Origin of the sequence: Novosphingobium piscinae, from assembly GCF_014230355.1 — a bacterium.
Taxonomy (GTDB): domain Bacteria; phylum Pseudomonadota; class Alphaproteobacteria; order Sphingomonadales; family Sphingomonadaceae; genus Novosphingobium; species Novosphingobium piscinae.
The window spans coordinates 113957-130212 of the sequence record NZ_JACLAX010000006.1 but is presented as its reverse complement, the minus strand read 5'-3'; the positions used below and the strand labels follow the sequence as shown (position 1 = coordinate 130212).

The window sequence follows — 16256 nt, the reverse complement described above, 5'->3', positions numbered from 1 at the left end:
GACCACCCGGTCAGGCGCCCTGTGGCGCCGCGCCGGGGGTGAAGCGACGGCCCGCCTTGGGAATGGCTGAGCCCTGTACCGAGGCCGGACGCGACGGACCGCTCGGCCGGTCTGGCCGGTCGATCTTGCCATCCCTGAGCAGCTGCTCGATCTCCTCGCCGGTCAGCGTCTCGTATTCGAGCAGGGCCTGGGCAAGCAGGTGGAGCTTGTCCTCGTTGGCCTTGAGGATCTCGGTCGCGCGGGCGTGCGCGCCATCGACCAGCTGGCGGATCTCGCTGTCGATCAGCTTGTTGGTCTCGTCCGAGGCGAACAGGCGGGCCGATCCGCCCATGCCGAGATAGCCCTCCTGCTGGTCCTCGTACTGGAGCGGACCGAGCTTGTCCGACATGCCCCACTTGGTCACCATGTTGCGGGCAAGACCGGTGGCATACTGGATGTCCGACGAGGCGCCTGAGCTGACCTTGTCATAACCGAAGATCAGCTCCTCGGCGACGCGGCCGCCCATCGAGACCGACAGGTTCGCGTGCATCTTGTCACGATGGTAGGAGTAGCTGTCGCGCTCGGGCAGGCGCATGACCATGCCGAGGGCGCGGCCGCGCGGGATGATCGTGGCCTTGTGGATCGGGTCCGAGGCGGCCTCCTTGACCGAGACGATGGCGTGGCCCGCCTCATGATAGGCGGTCATCTTCTTCTCGTCGTCGGTCATCACCATCGAGCGGCGCTCGGCGCCCATCATGACCTTGTCCTTGGCGTCCTCGAACTCCTGCATGGCGACCAGGCGCTTGTTGCGCCGGGCGGCGAGCAGCGCGGCCTCGTTCACCAGATTGGCCAGGTCGGCGCCGGAGAAGCCCGGCGTGCCCCGCGCAATCGTGCGCGGGTTCACGTCGGGTGCCAGCGGCACCTTCTTCATGTGGACCGAGAGGATCTTCTCGCGGCCCTCGATGTCGGGGATCGGCACGACCACCTGGCGGTCGAACCGGCCCGGGCGCAGCAGCGCCGGATCGAGCACGTCGGGCCGGTTGGTGGCGGCGATGATGATGATGCCTTCGTTGGCCTCGAAGCCGTCCATCTCGACCAGCAGCTGGTTGAGCGTCTGCTCGCGCTCGTCGTTGGAGTTGCCGAGGCCGTGGCCACGGTGGCGGCCGACCGCGTCGATTTCATCGATGAAGACGATGCACGGCGCGTTCTTCTTGGCCTGTTCGAACATGTCGCGCACGCGGCTGGCGCCGACGCCGACGAACATCTCGACGAAGTCGGAGCCTGAGATGGTGAAGAACGGCACGCCCGCCTCGCCGGCGATCGCGCGGGCCAGCAGGGTCTTGCCGGTGCCGGGCGAGCCGACCAGCAACGCGCCCTTGGGGATCTGCCCGCCGAGCTTGGCGAAGCGGCTGGGGTCGCGGAGGAACTCGACGATCTCTTCCAGCTCCTCGCGCGCCTCGTCGATGCCGGCGACGTCATCGAAGGTGACGCGGCCCTGCCGTTCGGTCAGGAGCTTGGCCTTGGACTTGCCGAACCCCATCGCGCCCGATCCGCCGCCCTTCTGCACCTGGCGCAGCGCGAAGAAGGCCACGCCCAGGATCAGCATGAACGGCAGGGCCTGGATCAGGATGTAGAGCAGCAGGTTGGGCTCGTCCGCGGTCTTGCCGGCATAGCGCACCCCGTTCTGCTGGAGGAGCTCCGGCAGGGTGGTGTCGTTGGGGATCGGCACGGTGCTGAAGGCATCGCCGTTCTTGTAGCGCCCGGTGATGCGCTCGGTCCCGACCGCGACGTCGGCTACGCTGCCATCGGCAACCTTGGCGCGGAAATCACTGTAGGGGATCGGCGTGCCGGTGCTCTCGGCACGGCTGCCGAACATCGAGACGACCAGGATCAGGGCAACGAAGATGCCCCCCCAGACCAGCAGGCTCTTGAGCCACGGATTCCCGTTGGGCTGTTCTTCATTCATCGCGGGCGGAGTCCTTTCACCTCGCAATGTAGGACACAAGGTCTGAATCGCAAGCTAACCGCCGGGGCAGGTCGGCAATAAATGCCCTTCGGGGCGGATCGCGGCTAGAGCGTCGCCAGCCAGGGCTCGACCGTGGCGAAGTGCGAAGGCCAGTCCGGCCCGCGGTAGTCGCGCAGCTGGCGCAACTGGCGCATCCGTTCGGGGCAGTCCTCGAGGAAGGCGAGGATGGTGCTTTCCCAGCCCTGCCCGTCGAGCGGATCGAGATAGGTCGGGATGTCGCCGACGATCTCGCGGAAGGCCGGCAGGTCGCTGCAGATCACCGGGGTGCCGAGCTGGAGCGCCTCGACCACCGGCAGGCCGAAGCCTTCGGCGAAGGAGGGCATCAGCAGCGCGCGGGCGCCGGCGATCAGCCGCGCCACCTCGGCGTCGCTGGCGCTGCCCAGCTCGCGTACGTGGCCGCGCAGCGCCGGGCTGCGATCGAGCATGGCCAGGGCATGTTCGGCCTCCCACCCGCGCTGGCCGATCACCACCAGCCGGGGCGCGCGCGGCCCCATCCGCTCGGCCAGGCGGCGCCAGAGCTGGAACAGCAAGACATGGTTCTTGCGCCCCTCGATCGTGCCGACCACGACGAAGTGCGGCCGGTCCATCGCCGCCTGGGGCGCGCTTTCAGGGATCTCGTGTCCCGAAATCCACGCCGGCACGAACGGCGGCACGGGTAGCTGTTCCAGCTCGGCGAACGACTGGAGCTCGTCCAGCGTGGTCTGCGAGTTGCCGATGATCCCCGCCGCGCAGTCCAGCACGTTGCGCATCCGCGCGCGGTGCTTGGTCGCCTCGCCGCTGCGGCAGAACTCCGGGTGGGTGATCGGGATGAGATCGTGGACCAGGAACACGGCCCGCAAGTTATTGCGCCGGACCCAGCCGGGCAGCGACGGTTCGTCCAACCCGGTGTGCCCGATGTTGAGATAGATCGGCCGCTGCGCTGTGACCGTGCGCGGCATGCGCTTGCCCGACCCGAAGGCGAGCGGAAGCAGGCGCAGCAGCTGCGATCGGAACGAGCTCCCCCCCATGCGGATCGCCTCGAACAGCCGGTCGGAGGCGGCTGGCGAGAGCACCCGCTGCAGCCCTCCGCGCTGGACGACGCCCTGGGCGCGTTCGCCAAAATGATCGAGATAGGCGAGGCACACCCGGTCGATCCCGGTCGGCATACGCCCGGACCAACCGCGCCAGACCAGACGCGTGACATCGATCAGGAATTCGCGCTCGATCAAGCTGCCCGGCTCCCCGCCCGCGGCGGGTGGACCGTGCCCATGGCGGGCGGCGGCTCGACCGGGCCTGGAAGGGCACCGGCTGTCATTATCAGCCGATGCCTATAGGAAGGGGCAAGGCATCGCCAAGACAATTCGGCACGTCCCTGATTTTACGAGAGGGTTAGGTCTTTCGCATGGGGCTGCCCGCTGCACGGGAGGTCACGTCGGACGTTGCGGCATCGCGGCTAGCGGGACGATGCGGGCCTTGCCCCCAGCTCCTGGCGACCGGCGCGCAAGGCCAGTGCCGGGGCGGCATCATCCGCCAGCAGGCGTTCGACGCTGTTGGCGATGAGCGTGTGGATGGCCGATTCGCTGGCTAGCCCGCCGCGCACCAGGCAGCGCGCATGAAGCACCTTCTTGAACGCCTGGTAGAGCTGGCGGTCGGGCAGCTCGGGCGCCGCCCAGAAGGCGTCGAGCGAGCCCTGGTGGGTCACCCCGGGGACATCGTAGACCGCATCGCCCAGCACGATCACCGGCGAGCCCACCTCGAGCCCGAGCGTTCCCGAGGTGCTGTTGACGCAGACCATCCCGGCCGAGCGGGCGCTGAGCACGCCGAGGTTGCCGCCGTCGATGTGCAGGACCCGGCCCGAGACGCCCAGCTGCCGGGCACGCCGGGCAATGTACTTGCGCCAGTCGAGGAAACCACAGTCGAGCGGATGCTCCTTGATCAGCAGCACCACGTCCGCCGGGGCATGGCGTGCGAAACTGCGCATCACATAGTCCACCGCCATGGTCATCGATTCGAACGGCGAATGGGCGCGGATCTGGTAATCGCCGGTGAGCTGCAGCGGGAACAGGAAATAGCGCCGGTCGCCCAGGCGGGCCATCGCGGCCTCGTGCTGACGGGCCCGCCGCCCGGTGCGGGCGAAGCGCAGCAGCCAGCCCAGCCCTTCGCCGACCAGCGTCGCGCGCCGGTGAGTGCGATAGAACGGATAGCGCCAGCGCCCGGTGAAGACGTTGAAATAGTGCCAGAAGGCATCGCGGGCGCGACGCCGGAAAGTGGCCGTGATCGGCGGCAGCTGCGGCACCTCGGGCAGCCAGCGCGAGGCGGCGAACAGCACCTCGGGATCGCGGTCGAAAGTGGAATGGCCGTTTACCCCGTCGCGCTCGAGCGTCATCCAGTCGGGCCGGATATAGCCCTCCTCGAACACGTGGATGTGGACGCCGCGCAGCTGGGCCAGGCGCACCGCGCTGCGGTGCACCGGCCGGCAATCGCCGAACAGCACCACGTCGGTGATCGCGTGATCCTGCACGAAGGCATCGAAGAACAGCGGCCAGTGCTTCGACCGACCGCGGTAGTCGATGCTGCCCTCAGGCCAGTCATAACGGTCGCCGCCGCTCAGGTTGATGCGGTGCACCCCGCAGCCGCGCTGCGCCAGCTCGGCGCCGAGCAGCCGGAAGAACGGCCCCGGTGGCCCCTGCAGAAACAGGAAATTGCGTGCTGGTCTTCGTCCGGTATTCACCCTTGACCCCCGAACCTCCGCACCCACGTACTGGCGCGGCCCTGCAATGAGCGCAAGATAACAAGCGGTGAACTGACCTTGGCGCGGTCTGATGCGAGCCTTTCGACCAAAATCTCCGGCGAGCAGGGTAGCCGGCTAACCGGATCGAGGTAGCGCGGATAGAGAATCAGCGCTGCAGCGACGAGCTCGTCGAGAGTGCGGCTGCGGCCGCGCCGCGCCGGCACCGGGGCGAGATCGCGGGTCAGCCCCCAGCCGGCATAGAACGGCACGCCGTGGGTGGTCACCGCCTTGCCGCGCATCAGCGCCTCGAACCCGGCCAGCGAGGTCAGCGTGTGGAGCGCGTCCACGCTGTCGATCAGCGCGGCGATCGGGCTGGCGCGGTCGATCTCGTCAGCCAGGGCGCGCACCGTCGCCTCGGGAATGTGCCCGGCACGGTGCCCGGCCTCGACATCGGGATGCGGCCGGTAGATGATCCAGGCGTCGGGCTCGAGCGCGCGGGCGCGCTGCAGCAGGGTCAGGTTGTCGGCCCCGGCCCCACCGCTCAGCACCGAGCGATCATCGGCCACCTGCCCCGGCACCAGCACGCGCCGCCGCCCCGGCGCTGCCACCGTCACCGCCGTGACCGCGCGGCCGTACTTGCCGATGCCCGCGGCCACCAGCCGGGCGCGCAGCGCAGCGGCGCGGCGTTGGAGCTCCGGCCCGATCTCGGCCTCGGCCAGGATGATCTCAAGATCGCTGGGTCCTGACGGATCAAAGTAGATCCCCGCATGGTCGACAATGATCGAGAGCGGCGGCACGCAATTGGCGCCAAGTCCGGTTGAGCGGATGAAACCATCCTCGATTTCGCTCACCGCGATCCCGCGGTGCGCCAGCTGATCGGGCAGATCCAGCGCCGTGCGCGATTTCCAAGCCCCGACCCGGCTGCCGCGCGGCAGGGTGGCTGTCGCATCGGAGCGCGCAGCCAGGTGCCTTGGCCCGTCATACCCGTCCCACAGCAGGGCATCGGCCGTGACCCGCTTCCACCGGGCAACCCCGTAGACGGCAGCGGTCGCGCGATTCGAATCGATCAGGCTGCGCCATTCGGCAAGCTGCTGGACGATCTTTGAAAAATCACACGCAGCACCCGTAAACGGGTCGCGCCACTGCCAGCCATGAACCACGAGCTTGGCGGCCTTCGCCGGTTCGGTGACGCCGGCCCATGGCCCGTCCCCGACAATTCTGAGCTCTGCGCGCGCGAATGCCGCCACGCCGGCGATCTCACTGGTCGCGCCCGCCACGATCCGTTGCGCCTGAGCAACCAGATGCCAAGGATCGCACACTTGGCTGATCCCGGGAATACCATGTCGCCGGGCATAGGGTCCAATCAGACAGCAGCGGTCCGCTTCACCGGCCGATAACGCCCAGTCCTGAAGGAGCCTTGCCTCTCCGGCGTGACCAGGTGCCAGCAAAATCGTGCGATCGCTCGGCAGTGCCGGCTGCAGGCCCCAAAAGGTTCCGCCGACGCGTGCCTCTGCGAGTTCTGCAGCCGTACGGGCCAGATCAGCTGGCGGGCTTTGCGGAGCGAGCGCTAGCGTGGCAAGCGCGGCCCCCCGCTGCCTCGGAAAGGGTGGCACCCGGAAGAACGGCACTGGTGTGCGAACGGACACCGTTCAACCCCGGCCGCTGCCACTGGGGCGGGCGGAGCGGGCCGGCGTGGTCATAAAGCCGCTGCGACAGCCGGTGCCACCGAGTCCCAAAGGACGGGGTCGGTGGCGATCAGAAGGCCCGCGCGTGGCTGATCGACGCGGTAGGTGGCCCCGTCTGGATGAGCCGCGCGTCCGCCGCATTCGTTGATGAACAAAACTCCGGCAGCATGATCCCAACTGATCGTGCGATCGAAATAGGTCAGATCATGGATACCCAGCGCTACCCGCGGGTACTGGTCGGCTGCACAACGCGGGCTGTCCGTGACGTCGCAGGCGGCGAGCGCCGCGACTACCCGGTCCCGCCGGCTGGCATCCGTAAACAGTCGTGATATGGCCGCGATCGGCGTTTCACGGTGGCGGCCGGGGGCATTGAACAGTTTGCCATCAATCCGGGCGCCATGCCCAAGTTCTGCCCCACACAAACGCCCGCTGGTTGGATCCAGGATCCAGCCTCCCAGGATTTCACCAGCCTGTGCCAAGGCAACCATGATCCCGTAGGGAGCCTTTCCAGCCGCATAGTTGGCCGTCCCGTCAAGCGGATCGACAATCCAACAGAGCTCGGTGCCAAGCAATTCGAGCAGACGGGGATCATCTTCTACGGCTTCCTCACCCACAACGATGGCCTCGGGATGGATTGCCGACAGACGTTCCGAAAGGAGCGCCTCGCAGGCGCGGTCAACGATGGTGACGACCTCACCAGGGGCCTTGAGCCTGATCGCATCGTCCTGCAATTGCCCCAGCCCAGGACGGATGATCCGCTCTGCAGCCTCGTGCATGGCCCCAGCGACCCCAACACGCAACCGCGAGGCAAGAGCCGGTGACAACATCGCCCCTAGCGAACCTGGTTCGCGATGCCGATGATCGAGAATGCCGTCTGCGACACAATGCCGATAAACTTCTGAATGTCGATCAGCGGTGCGTTCGACACGTATACGACGTCCTTGTCCCGCAGCGCGAATCCTTGCGCAACGAAGAATGATCCTGGATCGGACATGTTGAGACGGTAGATGACCGGTACCCGGCCATCCGGCGTCAGACGCGCGCCGCTCACCAGATCGGGTCCCAGGATAGCAGGATCCTCGAGTCGAAAAACGAAGACGCCACGCACATTGGCGCGATTGTCGTCGAGGCCGCCGATCCGACCCAGGCCCTGCGCCAGCGACAGGCCCGTGCCTTCGAACGGAACTTCGGCGCTGTTACGCACAGCGCCCAATGCCGTGAAGCTGTAGGGCTGATAGAGCGCGGTGATCACATCACCAGCCTGTAGCGTGATGTTTTGTCGGGGATCGAGCAGCACTTGCTCCAGCGGCTGGGCAACAACCTGCGTCCCGCGGGTGATGCGCACCGTGACCTTGCCGATCGGCTGCTTGACTCCGCCCGCCCCAGCCAGGGCATCGAGCAACCGTTCACCTTTGGCGGTCAGTGGAATGCGGGTGCTGGTCGAAACGTCGCCGACAACAGTAACCAGCGAAGTCACCGGCTGAGTTACCCGGACGATGACCTGAGGCTCGTGAGCCTTCCCGGCGAGCCGGGCCTCGACATCACGCGCCACCTGCTGAGGGGTCCGTCCGGCCACCACCAGTGACCCAACGAAGGGAATGTTGATCTTGCCGTCCTCGCCCACCATCTGTTCGAGCAAGCTCGTCGCCTTGGGCGCCAGGCTGGGCCCCTTGCTCAATCCGACGTCTCCGCCGAGGGTGCCGAATAGAGCGGCGGGTGGGGATTCCCAGATCGCTACATCCAGCACGTCGCCGCGCCCGATGCGGGTACCCGCCGGCGCCACTTCACCCAATGCTGCGGCAAAGGTCTGGGAGTGGCCGGCATCAATCATGCGACGGGCCAGCTTATCTGTGAGATCGATCACGCGGATATCCGCCGTGACGCTGGCACTCTGCCCTCGGCGCAGCTCCGAACCGCTCGGGCCGCTTGCGCCAAGCGAGCTGCAGGCGGCGAGCCCCATCAGCAGTGCCAAGGGAGCGAACTGCGCCAAAAGCCTGCGCAAGCCCTGCTGCCGACGGGCAACCGGGCAGCGGAACGTTGTGTCAATTGCCATGGCTTGCCCCCTAGTGCGCAATGCGTGCGAACTCAACGGCACCCCACCGCAAAAGCGAGGCAAACTGAAGCATCCTGGGGTCAATGATCGCGGCGCCGCAGGGTCTCCCCACGTCCGTGGCGGACGTCACGCGGCAGCGGCCGACACTGCTGCAGCCGCAAGATATCGATCGCGCTCGGCTATCCACAGATCCCCGAAATCGACATCCTGCCAGTTCTCGAACCATGGCCCTCCGTTGGTATAGTGCACGGCCGGGGGCGGCGAATCGGGTAGCGGGTATTCACCCTCAAGAAAGTTCCAACCGATCGGCAATGCCCCGATTCCTATCGGATCCTTGATCCACTCGAAGCGGTGGAGATAGGCCGGAGAGGCCGAGTTGACGATATCCGGTGTCAGCGCCTTCACGTCGGGATGAGCGCAATTGAACAGCATGAAGGAAGACCAGTTCTTGCGCGGATAGACTGTTTGCTGCTTGCCATCCATCTTGATCTGGTTGGCCGGTGTGTAATCGTGCTGCACGCAGTACAGAGCCTTGGCGGGATCGAGCTCATCGAACACGCGGTTCACATCCTGGGTGAAGAGAAAGTCGCAGTCGCAGAACATCACCCAGTCATCGCGGGCAGCCAGAAAGGGGGTCAGAAAACGCGTCAGCGAAAACTCAGTCGACGACATCGGATCGAAGGGACGTGTGTAGAGCCCGAGTTCACGCAGAACGTTCTGGCGCAGCGGGATGATTTCAAGATCGCTGGTGGCGTGACGTTGCAGTGAGAAGCGCGCCACTTGCCAAGCGATGTCCTCCCGACTGTCGTAGCCCACGAAGACCTTGCGCCGTGCTTGCGATTTCATTTGAACATTCCTTGGTAACTGCGTTCTGCTCGCCAAGCCGCCATCCGGTCATCGGCGGAGGCAGGTCGATCAATCGTGCCGCGAAGTCGCGCGCTTGGCCCAGCGCTCCAAACGGCGCCATGAAAAAGTCGCACCCCGATCTCGCACTTCAACTGGCGCACCGGACTCGAGCTTTTCCCGAAGCTCGATGATGCGCTGCTCGCGCCGCACAATAATGGCCGACTGCTCCTTACGCTGCGCCGTCGCTTCAGCAAGTTCGGCGATGAGACGCTGCACATCGCCATCGTCGCGCGTGCATTGCTGTAAGTGACGCTGCATCGCCATCTGCAGCAAGGCCAGCTTTCCGGCACACTCCTCGGCTTCGCTGCGCCAGCGGGCAACTTCCAGCCGGAGCAGGTCAATTTCGCGGTCACGGTCGCGAAGGCTTCGGTCAAACGCGGAGATTGCGTGCGCGAGTTGCGCCTGATTGCCCACTTCAGGTTCGGATACCTGCATTTCAAAATCCAACCACCGACGGACTAGCAACCTGCGTTCGACCGCAATTCGGGTGCGATTGCAAGCCCCAAGTCCATAGCAAACGAATTCCCCGCCTTGGGCTGTTGACCTGATTCCCTAACCAATCTGACGAGGTAAAACATGATTCGCATCAAAAAACGTAGAGCTTGTAACAGCGCCGCCGCCATTCGGGGGAATCTCCAAGATGAAATTGCCCAAATTAGGCAGTTTATACTCTCCACCATGGAATGCTTTTTGGTCGGCTATCCCCGTGGGCGCAACGAATTGATACCGCGTGAATGCGAACGTTCGCACAAAGGCACCCCAGACATCGATCAGCGAATGATCGGGTGCAATGTGGCGGCCCGTCAGTCTGGAGAGGACCCCTGCGTACAGTCAGACATGCGCGCGCTTGCCTCGGCGAACATCGCAAGCACCTGATCGGTCAGCCGGGCCATGGTATAGTCGTTCCTGAGCTTGTCCTGCGCTTTGGCCGCCATGCGATAGCGCTCATCGGGATCATCGACCAAGCGCTGCAACGCCTCCGACCACTCATGCGGTCCGCTGGCGAGGATGCCGCAACCGTCGGCACAGCAGGCGTCATAAGCCGTGCCTGCTGAGGCCACTACCGCCACGCCGATAGACGTGTAGTCGACCCACTTGGTATCGGCCTTGACGACATTGAACGGCGTCGAGCGCAGTGGAGCGAGGCCGATGTGCCAGTCCAGGGCCCGAAAGCTCGTCACGAACGCATCATAATCATTGACCCGCGGGTACGCCCGCACCTGCAATCCGAACCGTTGCAGTTCCGCTGGCATCGCCATCGACCCGAACAACTCGAACCGGACCTGGGGGTTGCGTTCGAGCAGGCCGGCAATAACCGGGACCAGATCATCCAGTTCAGGCGCCTTGTCGTTACCCATAAAGCCGATGGTCGTAGCCGCCACCGGCGCAGCTGGACGATGCACACCGCTCGTGCAGTAGATTGCCCCGGCCAAGACACGATCCAAAAATCCAAGGTCGGCCAAACGGTCCTTGAGACGGGGAGTCGATGCGTAAACCAGGTCGGCATGGTCGAGCAGGTGACGCACCGTGGACGTCCGCTCGATCCGGTTGTGCTCGACGTGCTTGGCACCGATTTCGGGCGGCACATTCAGCAGATCGTCATCGATATGGAAGATAACCGGAACCCGATGCGCCCGGAGGTGCGCAAGCATAGCCGGGCCGACCGGACCGCTGTAGCGACAAAATACCGCCAGGTCCGGCTTGGCCCGATCAATCTGCGCGCAGGCGAATTGGAGGCCTTCGGGGTCTGCGGGGTCGGCGCGGGCAGCAGCCAAGATCTCGCCTTCGGTCAAAAGCGTCAGATCCACCATGCCCGCCCCGGTTAGTTCCTCGAGCGGCTTGACGAAACTGATCTGTAACGTCGGGTTGTTACCATTCGCCACTAACAGCAGTCGTTTGGGCCGGTCGAGCGGGCGCCCAGCGGTGACGGGAAGCAACAGACCATCGACCAAGTCGAGAAGACGATCCCGGATCGTCTCAGCAGAAGCATCGATCCCGTTGTTGCGCAGGAAATCACGCTGGCCAACCAGGATCGCTTCGGGATCGGACACAGCGGTTCTGGCAAAGTCGATCCAGTCCGCCACTGTGGATACGTGGAACAGACCGGCATAGCCCGACGTGTCGATCACGTGATCGCCGTCCGTCCACACGGCCGTGGGCAGCCCCGCCATGACGAGATCGATGAGCACCGATGACGGTGCGGATATGCCGTATGCGAAACGACGAAGATCCGTCTTGTACATCGCGGAATTGGCGAGTTCGACATTGTCGGGAAGCGCCACGCCGGTCTTGACCACAAATTGGCCTCCGGGGTGCGGGCGCAAGGCCAGACGGCGACCGTCGCGCGCTTCCGCGGCGGCGAATTCCTGTATGGTCTGGAGATAGATCGCCTGGAAATCGCCGGTGGTCCGCATGCGAACCGAATGGAGATTTTCGCAGACCAGTCCCATGGCTTCGCCGCTGTGCGGCCGCGAGCGGTCGTACAGCCGGTCTAGTACCATAGTGGGCCCGAGTTCGAAATACTTCGCGCGTTCGGACACCGCCAGATGGGTCATCCCCGTAATCGGTCCCCAGCCGCAGACCACATCCGCCGCAAACCGTATCGCTTCGCCATGCGCGATGGTCTGTTCGCGATTTTGCCGAAAACCCACGCACTCGAAGCCATGCTGGACGGTCACACGGACATAGCCAGAAGGTGCGGCGCGGAACACCTCGTGGTTGGTCTCGTGCGCGGGAAGGTCGGTCTCGCTTGCAGAGAAGATAAGGCCTCTCTGGCCTTGGAGATGCTGGATCGCGGACAGGGGTGAATCGAAAACCGCGACGCGCGCGCCCGTGGCGCTGGCGAGTTCGACAAGTTCGGCGAACCAGACGCCAGAGCGATCCCGCCGCTTCAACTTGTGCGAGCACAGCAGCAGCAGGGCACAGCGACGTTCGGCCGCCATCACCCGGACGATCGGTCTGAGCACGCTGATGTCCTGGATGAGATCGAACAGGAATGCGATCTGGGGAGGCATTGCAGCCCGTGCGCTTGTGGTCATCCCGCAGACTCCGGGGCGACGGCCGCCGTCGCCAGATAGGGTTCAAGTTCGGACCAGATCACCGTGGTATCGCCGAAAGCGTCCTTGAAGACGGCTTCTGTCGCCGCCATGATCGATCGATAGTGCATCGCACGAAGCGGGCCTGGCGAGAGCATTGCGGCGTTCACGTTGGCCAAGATCTGGCCTGCTGGAGAATCCGGCAGCGGCACACGATGGGTGAAACCCGACACTCCGCCGGCGCTTAGCGGGACGGCCAAGCGGCGCCAGCTTGATGCCAGCCGCGCCACCGCATCACGCGAAAGGATAATTGCAGGCTCGGCCCCATCCTCAAGGAGGGTCACGGCCGCATCGAACGGCTTGACCAAACCGCTGAACGGCGAGGCCCACGATAGCCAGCCCAGTGCGCGGCACAGGCTTCCCGTGGCCGGCACCGTCTCTGCGCCGTGAAGGATCGCACGCTGGCACCTCTGCCGCACCGGGCGACGCAAAGGTCCGAGGGGCAAGCCATTGAGGAAGGTCAGCAAGGACAGGGCTTCAACAGCCGGGTCTGCGATGCCGGCGAAAGCTTGCAGCAGCGAATCTGCAGTTGCGTGATTGAGCCTTAGCTCCCTGAACTCCAGGTCCTGCAGCAGATCGTCCGGGTGCGCATAAACGAATGGGTCCAGCGGCGCATACAGCGAAAACCCCGGGGACAGGACCTGGGCTCCGTGCGACAGCGCCGTCACGGCGCGGTTCAGCGATTTTGCAACGCTGAAAGGCTGATAGTTGACCGGAATGTACGCAAGAAGTGCAGTGTCCAGCGCGGTACTTTCCTGTTGCAGCGACCATTCCTGGATTTCGACCGGGAGGGGCAACCGACGCAGCCCAGCCAGGGTCTCGACGTCAAGTGCGCCCCCGTTGGTCAGGACGCGCAGACGCGCATCCCACCCTGCCCGGCCAAGGCGACCGAGGTCTTGGCCAAAGCTGACCAGATCGCTGATCCCCACCGGAAACAGCGGATTTGCGGCCTGACCGAACCACACGATCTCAAGACACCGCGTGGACCGTGCGCGCTGGACTTTGTCCTGCAGCGTTTGAACCAAGCTGCCCAGGGAAAAAGGGGCAAACGGGTCATTGAGCACGTGGACGGGTGTGTCGCGATCATAGGCACGCACAGCGTCCACCATCTGTGGCGTAGAACACAGCAGGAAATCCGCTCGCCCCCGCAACGACCTTTGAAACTCGCGCTGTGACAGGGTCAGGCTGCATTCGTTGCTAATGTAGTCGTCGAACAAATCGAACCCGACCAACGCCCCGGCCTCTCGGAGCATATCCGCCATCATGAGCGCGCCCGCGTCGTGGCATTTGCTGAACAGGTACACATCGGCACCCAGCTTGAGCCCCTCGCGCACACGGCTGATCGGGTCGATCGAACAGACGCAGCCCAGCTGCGCCAGCTCTGCCCGCATCCGGTGATAGCGGATGCGAGTTCCGGCTGTTTCCAGCCAGGTAGCCGACCGAACGAAGATCTGCAGCTTCATCGACCGAAACTCCTGATGGTCAAGGGGCTGTCCGATAGCCCCTCGCCGGGCTGCACGGATGCCAGTGCCGCACCGTCGGACAGGGGTGCCAGCGCAGTGGCACGCACCAGGGTCAGACACACATGCATGCCCTCCACCCTATTCCCCAGTGCCCCCCACGCGCCGAATGAAGCGGGTTTGCCGGAGCTGGTCCACAGCCGTTCGAGCGTCTCGCGGCTGTACAGGACGAGGTCCGGGCCATTGTCGCCAACCGGGATCGCTGACGCGGGAAACAAGGAAAGCAGTTGAGCAGCCTCCTCGCTGGTGACCCCGCCGAAGGCTTCGGGCGCGTAAGGGGCATACCCTGCCAGTCCCTCCGCCTCCATGCGGTGGCCGTCGCCGCGGATCATCACGACGCAGGACACGGATGCGACACCAGTCCCGCCGGCAGCAGCAGCCAGCGCGCCGAGGCTGCGCGGATCGTGGAGGCAAACGCGCTCCGACAGCACTAGCACGAGCCCGGGCCGGACAGCTGCCGCTGGATCACCGTCGTCCCAGCCCAGCTCTGCCAACGATCCGATAAGCTGCGCGCGTTCACCGACGATGTCGCGCAGCAGGCTATCGTTTGCGCCGCCGATCACCACAATCTCGATCGCGGAGGCATAGGTCTGCCGGGTCAGCGCGAGCAGGCACGTGGCGAGGCTATGGTGATCGCCATCATGCCGGACGATGATCTGAATGTCGGGCAAGGTGTCACCGAGGACGAGCCCATGAGCCACATCGGGCGACAGCGGGAACAGCGGATCGACCTGCCAGATCCGGGGGTCACGAAAGCGGATCGTTGCCGGGCGCGCGCGCTTCTGGTCGCCCAGCGCGGACATTATCGCCGGGCGGGGCAGCGAGATCGGCAAGGCTGGATGATCAAGCCCGGTCAACGCGGCAGGCAATGTTGCCATGGTCACAAGCGACTGGGGTTCACCGCTGAGCGAAGCCGCGAGGCAAAACCGACCGGTGCTGACTCCATGGCCTTCCCGCGGCGCAACAAGGAGCGCAAGCGTGGGAAAGGAATCGGCTGGTACCGACACGCATTGACCACCGCTCCGGCGGAGAGACCAGCCTTTGGCGCGCGCCCTGCCCGTCAGTTTGCCGGTGCATTGCGAGATAGGCCTCCCAGGTGTTCCAGCCCCGGCCGTTACCGCGACGCCGAACACGGCGGCCAGGTCATCGACCAGGGCGGGCTGAAACAGCCGTTCCGAGCCCACCGCTCCTGCCAAATCGACCTCGATCCGGTCGGTCAGCAGCGGACCGTCTGCGACAACTGTGCCCAGCAGCTCCAGCATGTAGGCTTCCAGGTCGGCGTGGCCGTCCGCCATCTGCGCAGCCCGCCATTCCGCATGGTGCAGTCCGCCGCGAAGCAGCGAGGGGAACACGATGACCGCGCTATCCCGGAGTACCCCGCCCTCACCCTCACAGGTCACCAGCACAGGCGCGAACGGCCGATACACACGCAACGCAAGGCACGCCGGAAGACCGGTTCTCACCGCTGCCTCTCCGCAGATTTGGAGACTCCCATCATCCGCGGCCTGATAGGCCCTGACGAATGAAGACCGGACCCCTGCCGGAGGAAAGCGCAGGATCAGGGTTGCCGCGTCAGCGAACCAGGCATCCGCCAGCAACGCAAGCCCCAGCCGGGTTTCCTGCAACGTACCGAGCTTGCTGAGGCCTTCGCCGTATGCTTCGCCGTAGGCGTTGCGAAAGACCTCGGCGCGGACAAAGTGTGGGGCGGCTTGGTCACCGTCCGACGCAGCCCGCCATGACATTACAGGGTGCCCTTCGGACAACCCCTCAACCGTCCGCCGTGTCTGATCAGCTTCAGACACCATGCGGCGCCAATTCACAGGCGCGGCGCACCACACGGATTCGTAGTCAGTCGCATAGGGAGGAACCGTCGCGCGCGTGTCATCGCGGTCGGGAGCAGACTTGACGGGCTGGCCCTTATTCACCGCGTCGAGTGCGGCGGCGGCTCCGACGGCCCGAATGGACCGTCCTTCGTGCATCCCGTTCTCGAGGTAGTGGAGCAGCGGATTCATGCCGGATCGCGCAACGTCGGCATGCTTCTGGCAGTACCACCTGGCATCGAACGCTGGACCCGGATGCCGGCCCTCTGCTGCACCTGCGGCGATGAAGTGATCCAGCGGATCCTGGCCGGCAGCCGCAACGTCCGGATACTGCTCCAAATACCAGGCCGCATCGAACAGATCGCTCTGACCGATGATGGCGCGCAGGTGCGCCCGCTTGATCTCGCGCTTGCGCTTCTGCGGCGAAAGCCTTGCCACCAGTGTCTTGACCAGTTTCACGCG

General features: G+C 65.1%; 11 protein-coding genes. All 11 read right to left on the bottom strand.

What is annotated here, in order from left to right; genetic code table 11:
* Positions 1 to 10 precede the first annotated feature (10 nt).
* The 11 genes from ftsH to H7F53_RS07950 all read right to left on the bottom strand — a co-directional run bounded on the left by ftsH (position 11) and on the right by H7F53_RS07950 (position 16253).
* Positions 11 to 1945 carry an ATP-dependent zinc metalloprotease FtsH gene (gene ftsH, locus H7F53_RS08000; RefSeq protein ID WP_185678970.1) on the bottom strand — a complete coding sequence of 645 codons (1935 nt, stop codon included), beginning with the start codon at positions 1943 to 1945 and terminating at the stop codon, positions 11 to 13.
* Positions 1946 to 2049: 104 nt separating this feature from the next.
* Entirely contained in the window at positions 2050 to 3213 is a 1164-nt protein-coding gene (locus tag H7F53_RS07995) for a glycosyltransferase family 4 protein (protein ID WP_246438754.1), read from the bottom strand.
* A 224-nt stretch (positions 3214 to 3437) separates the two neighbouring features.
* The gene (locus H7F53_RS07990) at positions 3438 to 4715 is read right to left on the bottom strand and encodes a capsular polysaccharide export protein, LipB/KpsS family (RefSeq protein WP_185678969.1); all 1278 of its coding nucleotides are present in this window, start codon (positions 4713 to 4715) and stop codon (positions 3438 to 3440) included.
* The gene (locus H7F53_RS07985; RefSeq protein WP_185678968.1) at positions 4712 to 6034 is read right to left on the bottom strand and encodes a capsular polysaccharide export protein, LipB/KpsS family; all 1323 of its coding nucleotides are present in this window, start codon (positions 6032 to 6034) and stop codon (positions 4712 to 4714) included. Before H7F53_RS07985 ends, H7F53_RS07990 begins: the two co-directional genes overlap by 4 nt.
* A gap of 377 nt (positions 6035 to 6411) precedes the next feature.
* Complete coding sequence (locus tag H7F53_RS07980) at positions 6412 to 7176, bottom strand: inositol monophosphatase family protein (protein ID WP_185678967.1); 765 nt, start codon at positions 7174 to 7176, stop codon at positions 6412 to 6414.
* A 56-nt stretch (positions 7177 to 7232) separates the two neighbouring features.
* On the bottom strand, positions 7233 to 8453 hold the full coding sequence (locus tag H7F53_RS07975; protein WP_185678966.1) for a polysaccharide biosynthesis/export family protein: 1221 nt from the start codon (positions 8451 to 8453) through the stop codon (positions 7233 to 7235).
* A gap of 126 nt (positions 8454 to 8579) precedes the next feature.
* Positions 8580 to 9299 carry a glycosyltransferase gene (locus H7F53_RS07970; protein WP_185678965.1) on the bottom strand — a complete coding sequence of 240 codons (720 nt, stop codon included), beginning with the start codon at positions 9297 to 9299 and terminating at the stop codon, positions 8580 to 8582.
* Positions 9300 to 9368: 69 nt separating this feature from the next.
* Positions 9369 to 9806 carry a hypothetical protein gene (locus H7F53_RS07965; protein ID WP_185678964.1) on the bottom strand — a complete coding sequence of 146 codons (438 nt, stop codon included), beginning with the start codon at positions 9804 to 9806 and terminating at the stop codon, positions 9369 to 9371.
* Positions 9807 to 10162: 356 nt separating this feature from the next.
* Positions 10163 to 12397 carry a glycosyltransferase family protein gene (locus tag H7F53_RS07960; RefSeq protein WP_185678963.1) on the bottom strand — a complete coding sequence of 745 codons (2235 nt, stop codon included), beginning with the start codon at positions 12395 to 12397 and terminating at the stop codon, positions 10163 to 10165.
* On the bottom strand, positions 12394 to 13917 hold the full coding sequence (locus tag H7F53_RS07955) for a hypothetical protein (protein ID WP_185678962.1): 1524 nt from the start codon (positions 13915 to 13917) through the stop codon (positions 12394 to 12396). Before H7F53_RS07955 ends, H7F53_RS07960 begins: the two co-directional genes overlap by 4 nt.
* The gene (locus H7F53_RS07950) at positions 13914 to 16253 is read right to left on the bottom strand and encodes a hypothetical protein (protein WP_185678961.1); all 2340 of its coding nucleotides are present in this window, start codon (positions 16251 to 16253) and stop codon (positions 13914 to 13916) included. Before H7F53_RS07950 ends, H7F53_RS07955 begins: the two co-directional genes overlap by 4 nt.
* Positions 16254 to 16256: the final 3 nt, after the last annotated feature.

Bases quoted from the DNA above. Each gene is read 5' to 3' on its own strand.
- ftsH (WP_185678970.1), bottom strand. From the start codon at position 1,945: ATGAATGAAGAACAGCCCAACGGGAATCCGTGGCTCAAGAGCCTGCTG.
- H7F53_RS07980 (WP_185678967.1), bottom strand. From the start codon at position 7,176: ATGCACGAGGCTGCAGAGCGGATCATCCGTCCTGGGCTGGGGCAATTG.
- H7F53_RS07975 (WP_185678966.1), bottom strand. From the start codon at position 8,453: ATGGCAATTGACACAACGTTCCGCTGCCCGGTTGCCCGTCGGCAGCAG.
- H7F53_RS07970 (WP_185678965.1), bottom strand. From the start codon at position 9,299: ATGAAATCGCAAGCACGGCGCAAGGTCTTCGTGGGCTACGACAGTCGG.
- H7F53_RS07960 (WP_185678963.1), bottom strand. From the start codon at position 12,397: ATGACCACAAGCGCACGGGCTGCAATGCCTCCCCAGATCGCATTCCTG.
- H7F53_RS07955 (WP_185678962.1), bottom strand. From the start codon at position 13,917: ATGAAGCTGCAGATCTTCGTTCGGTCGGCTACCTGGCTGGAAACAGCC.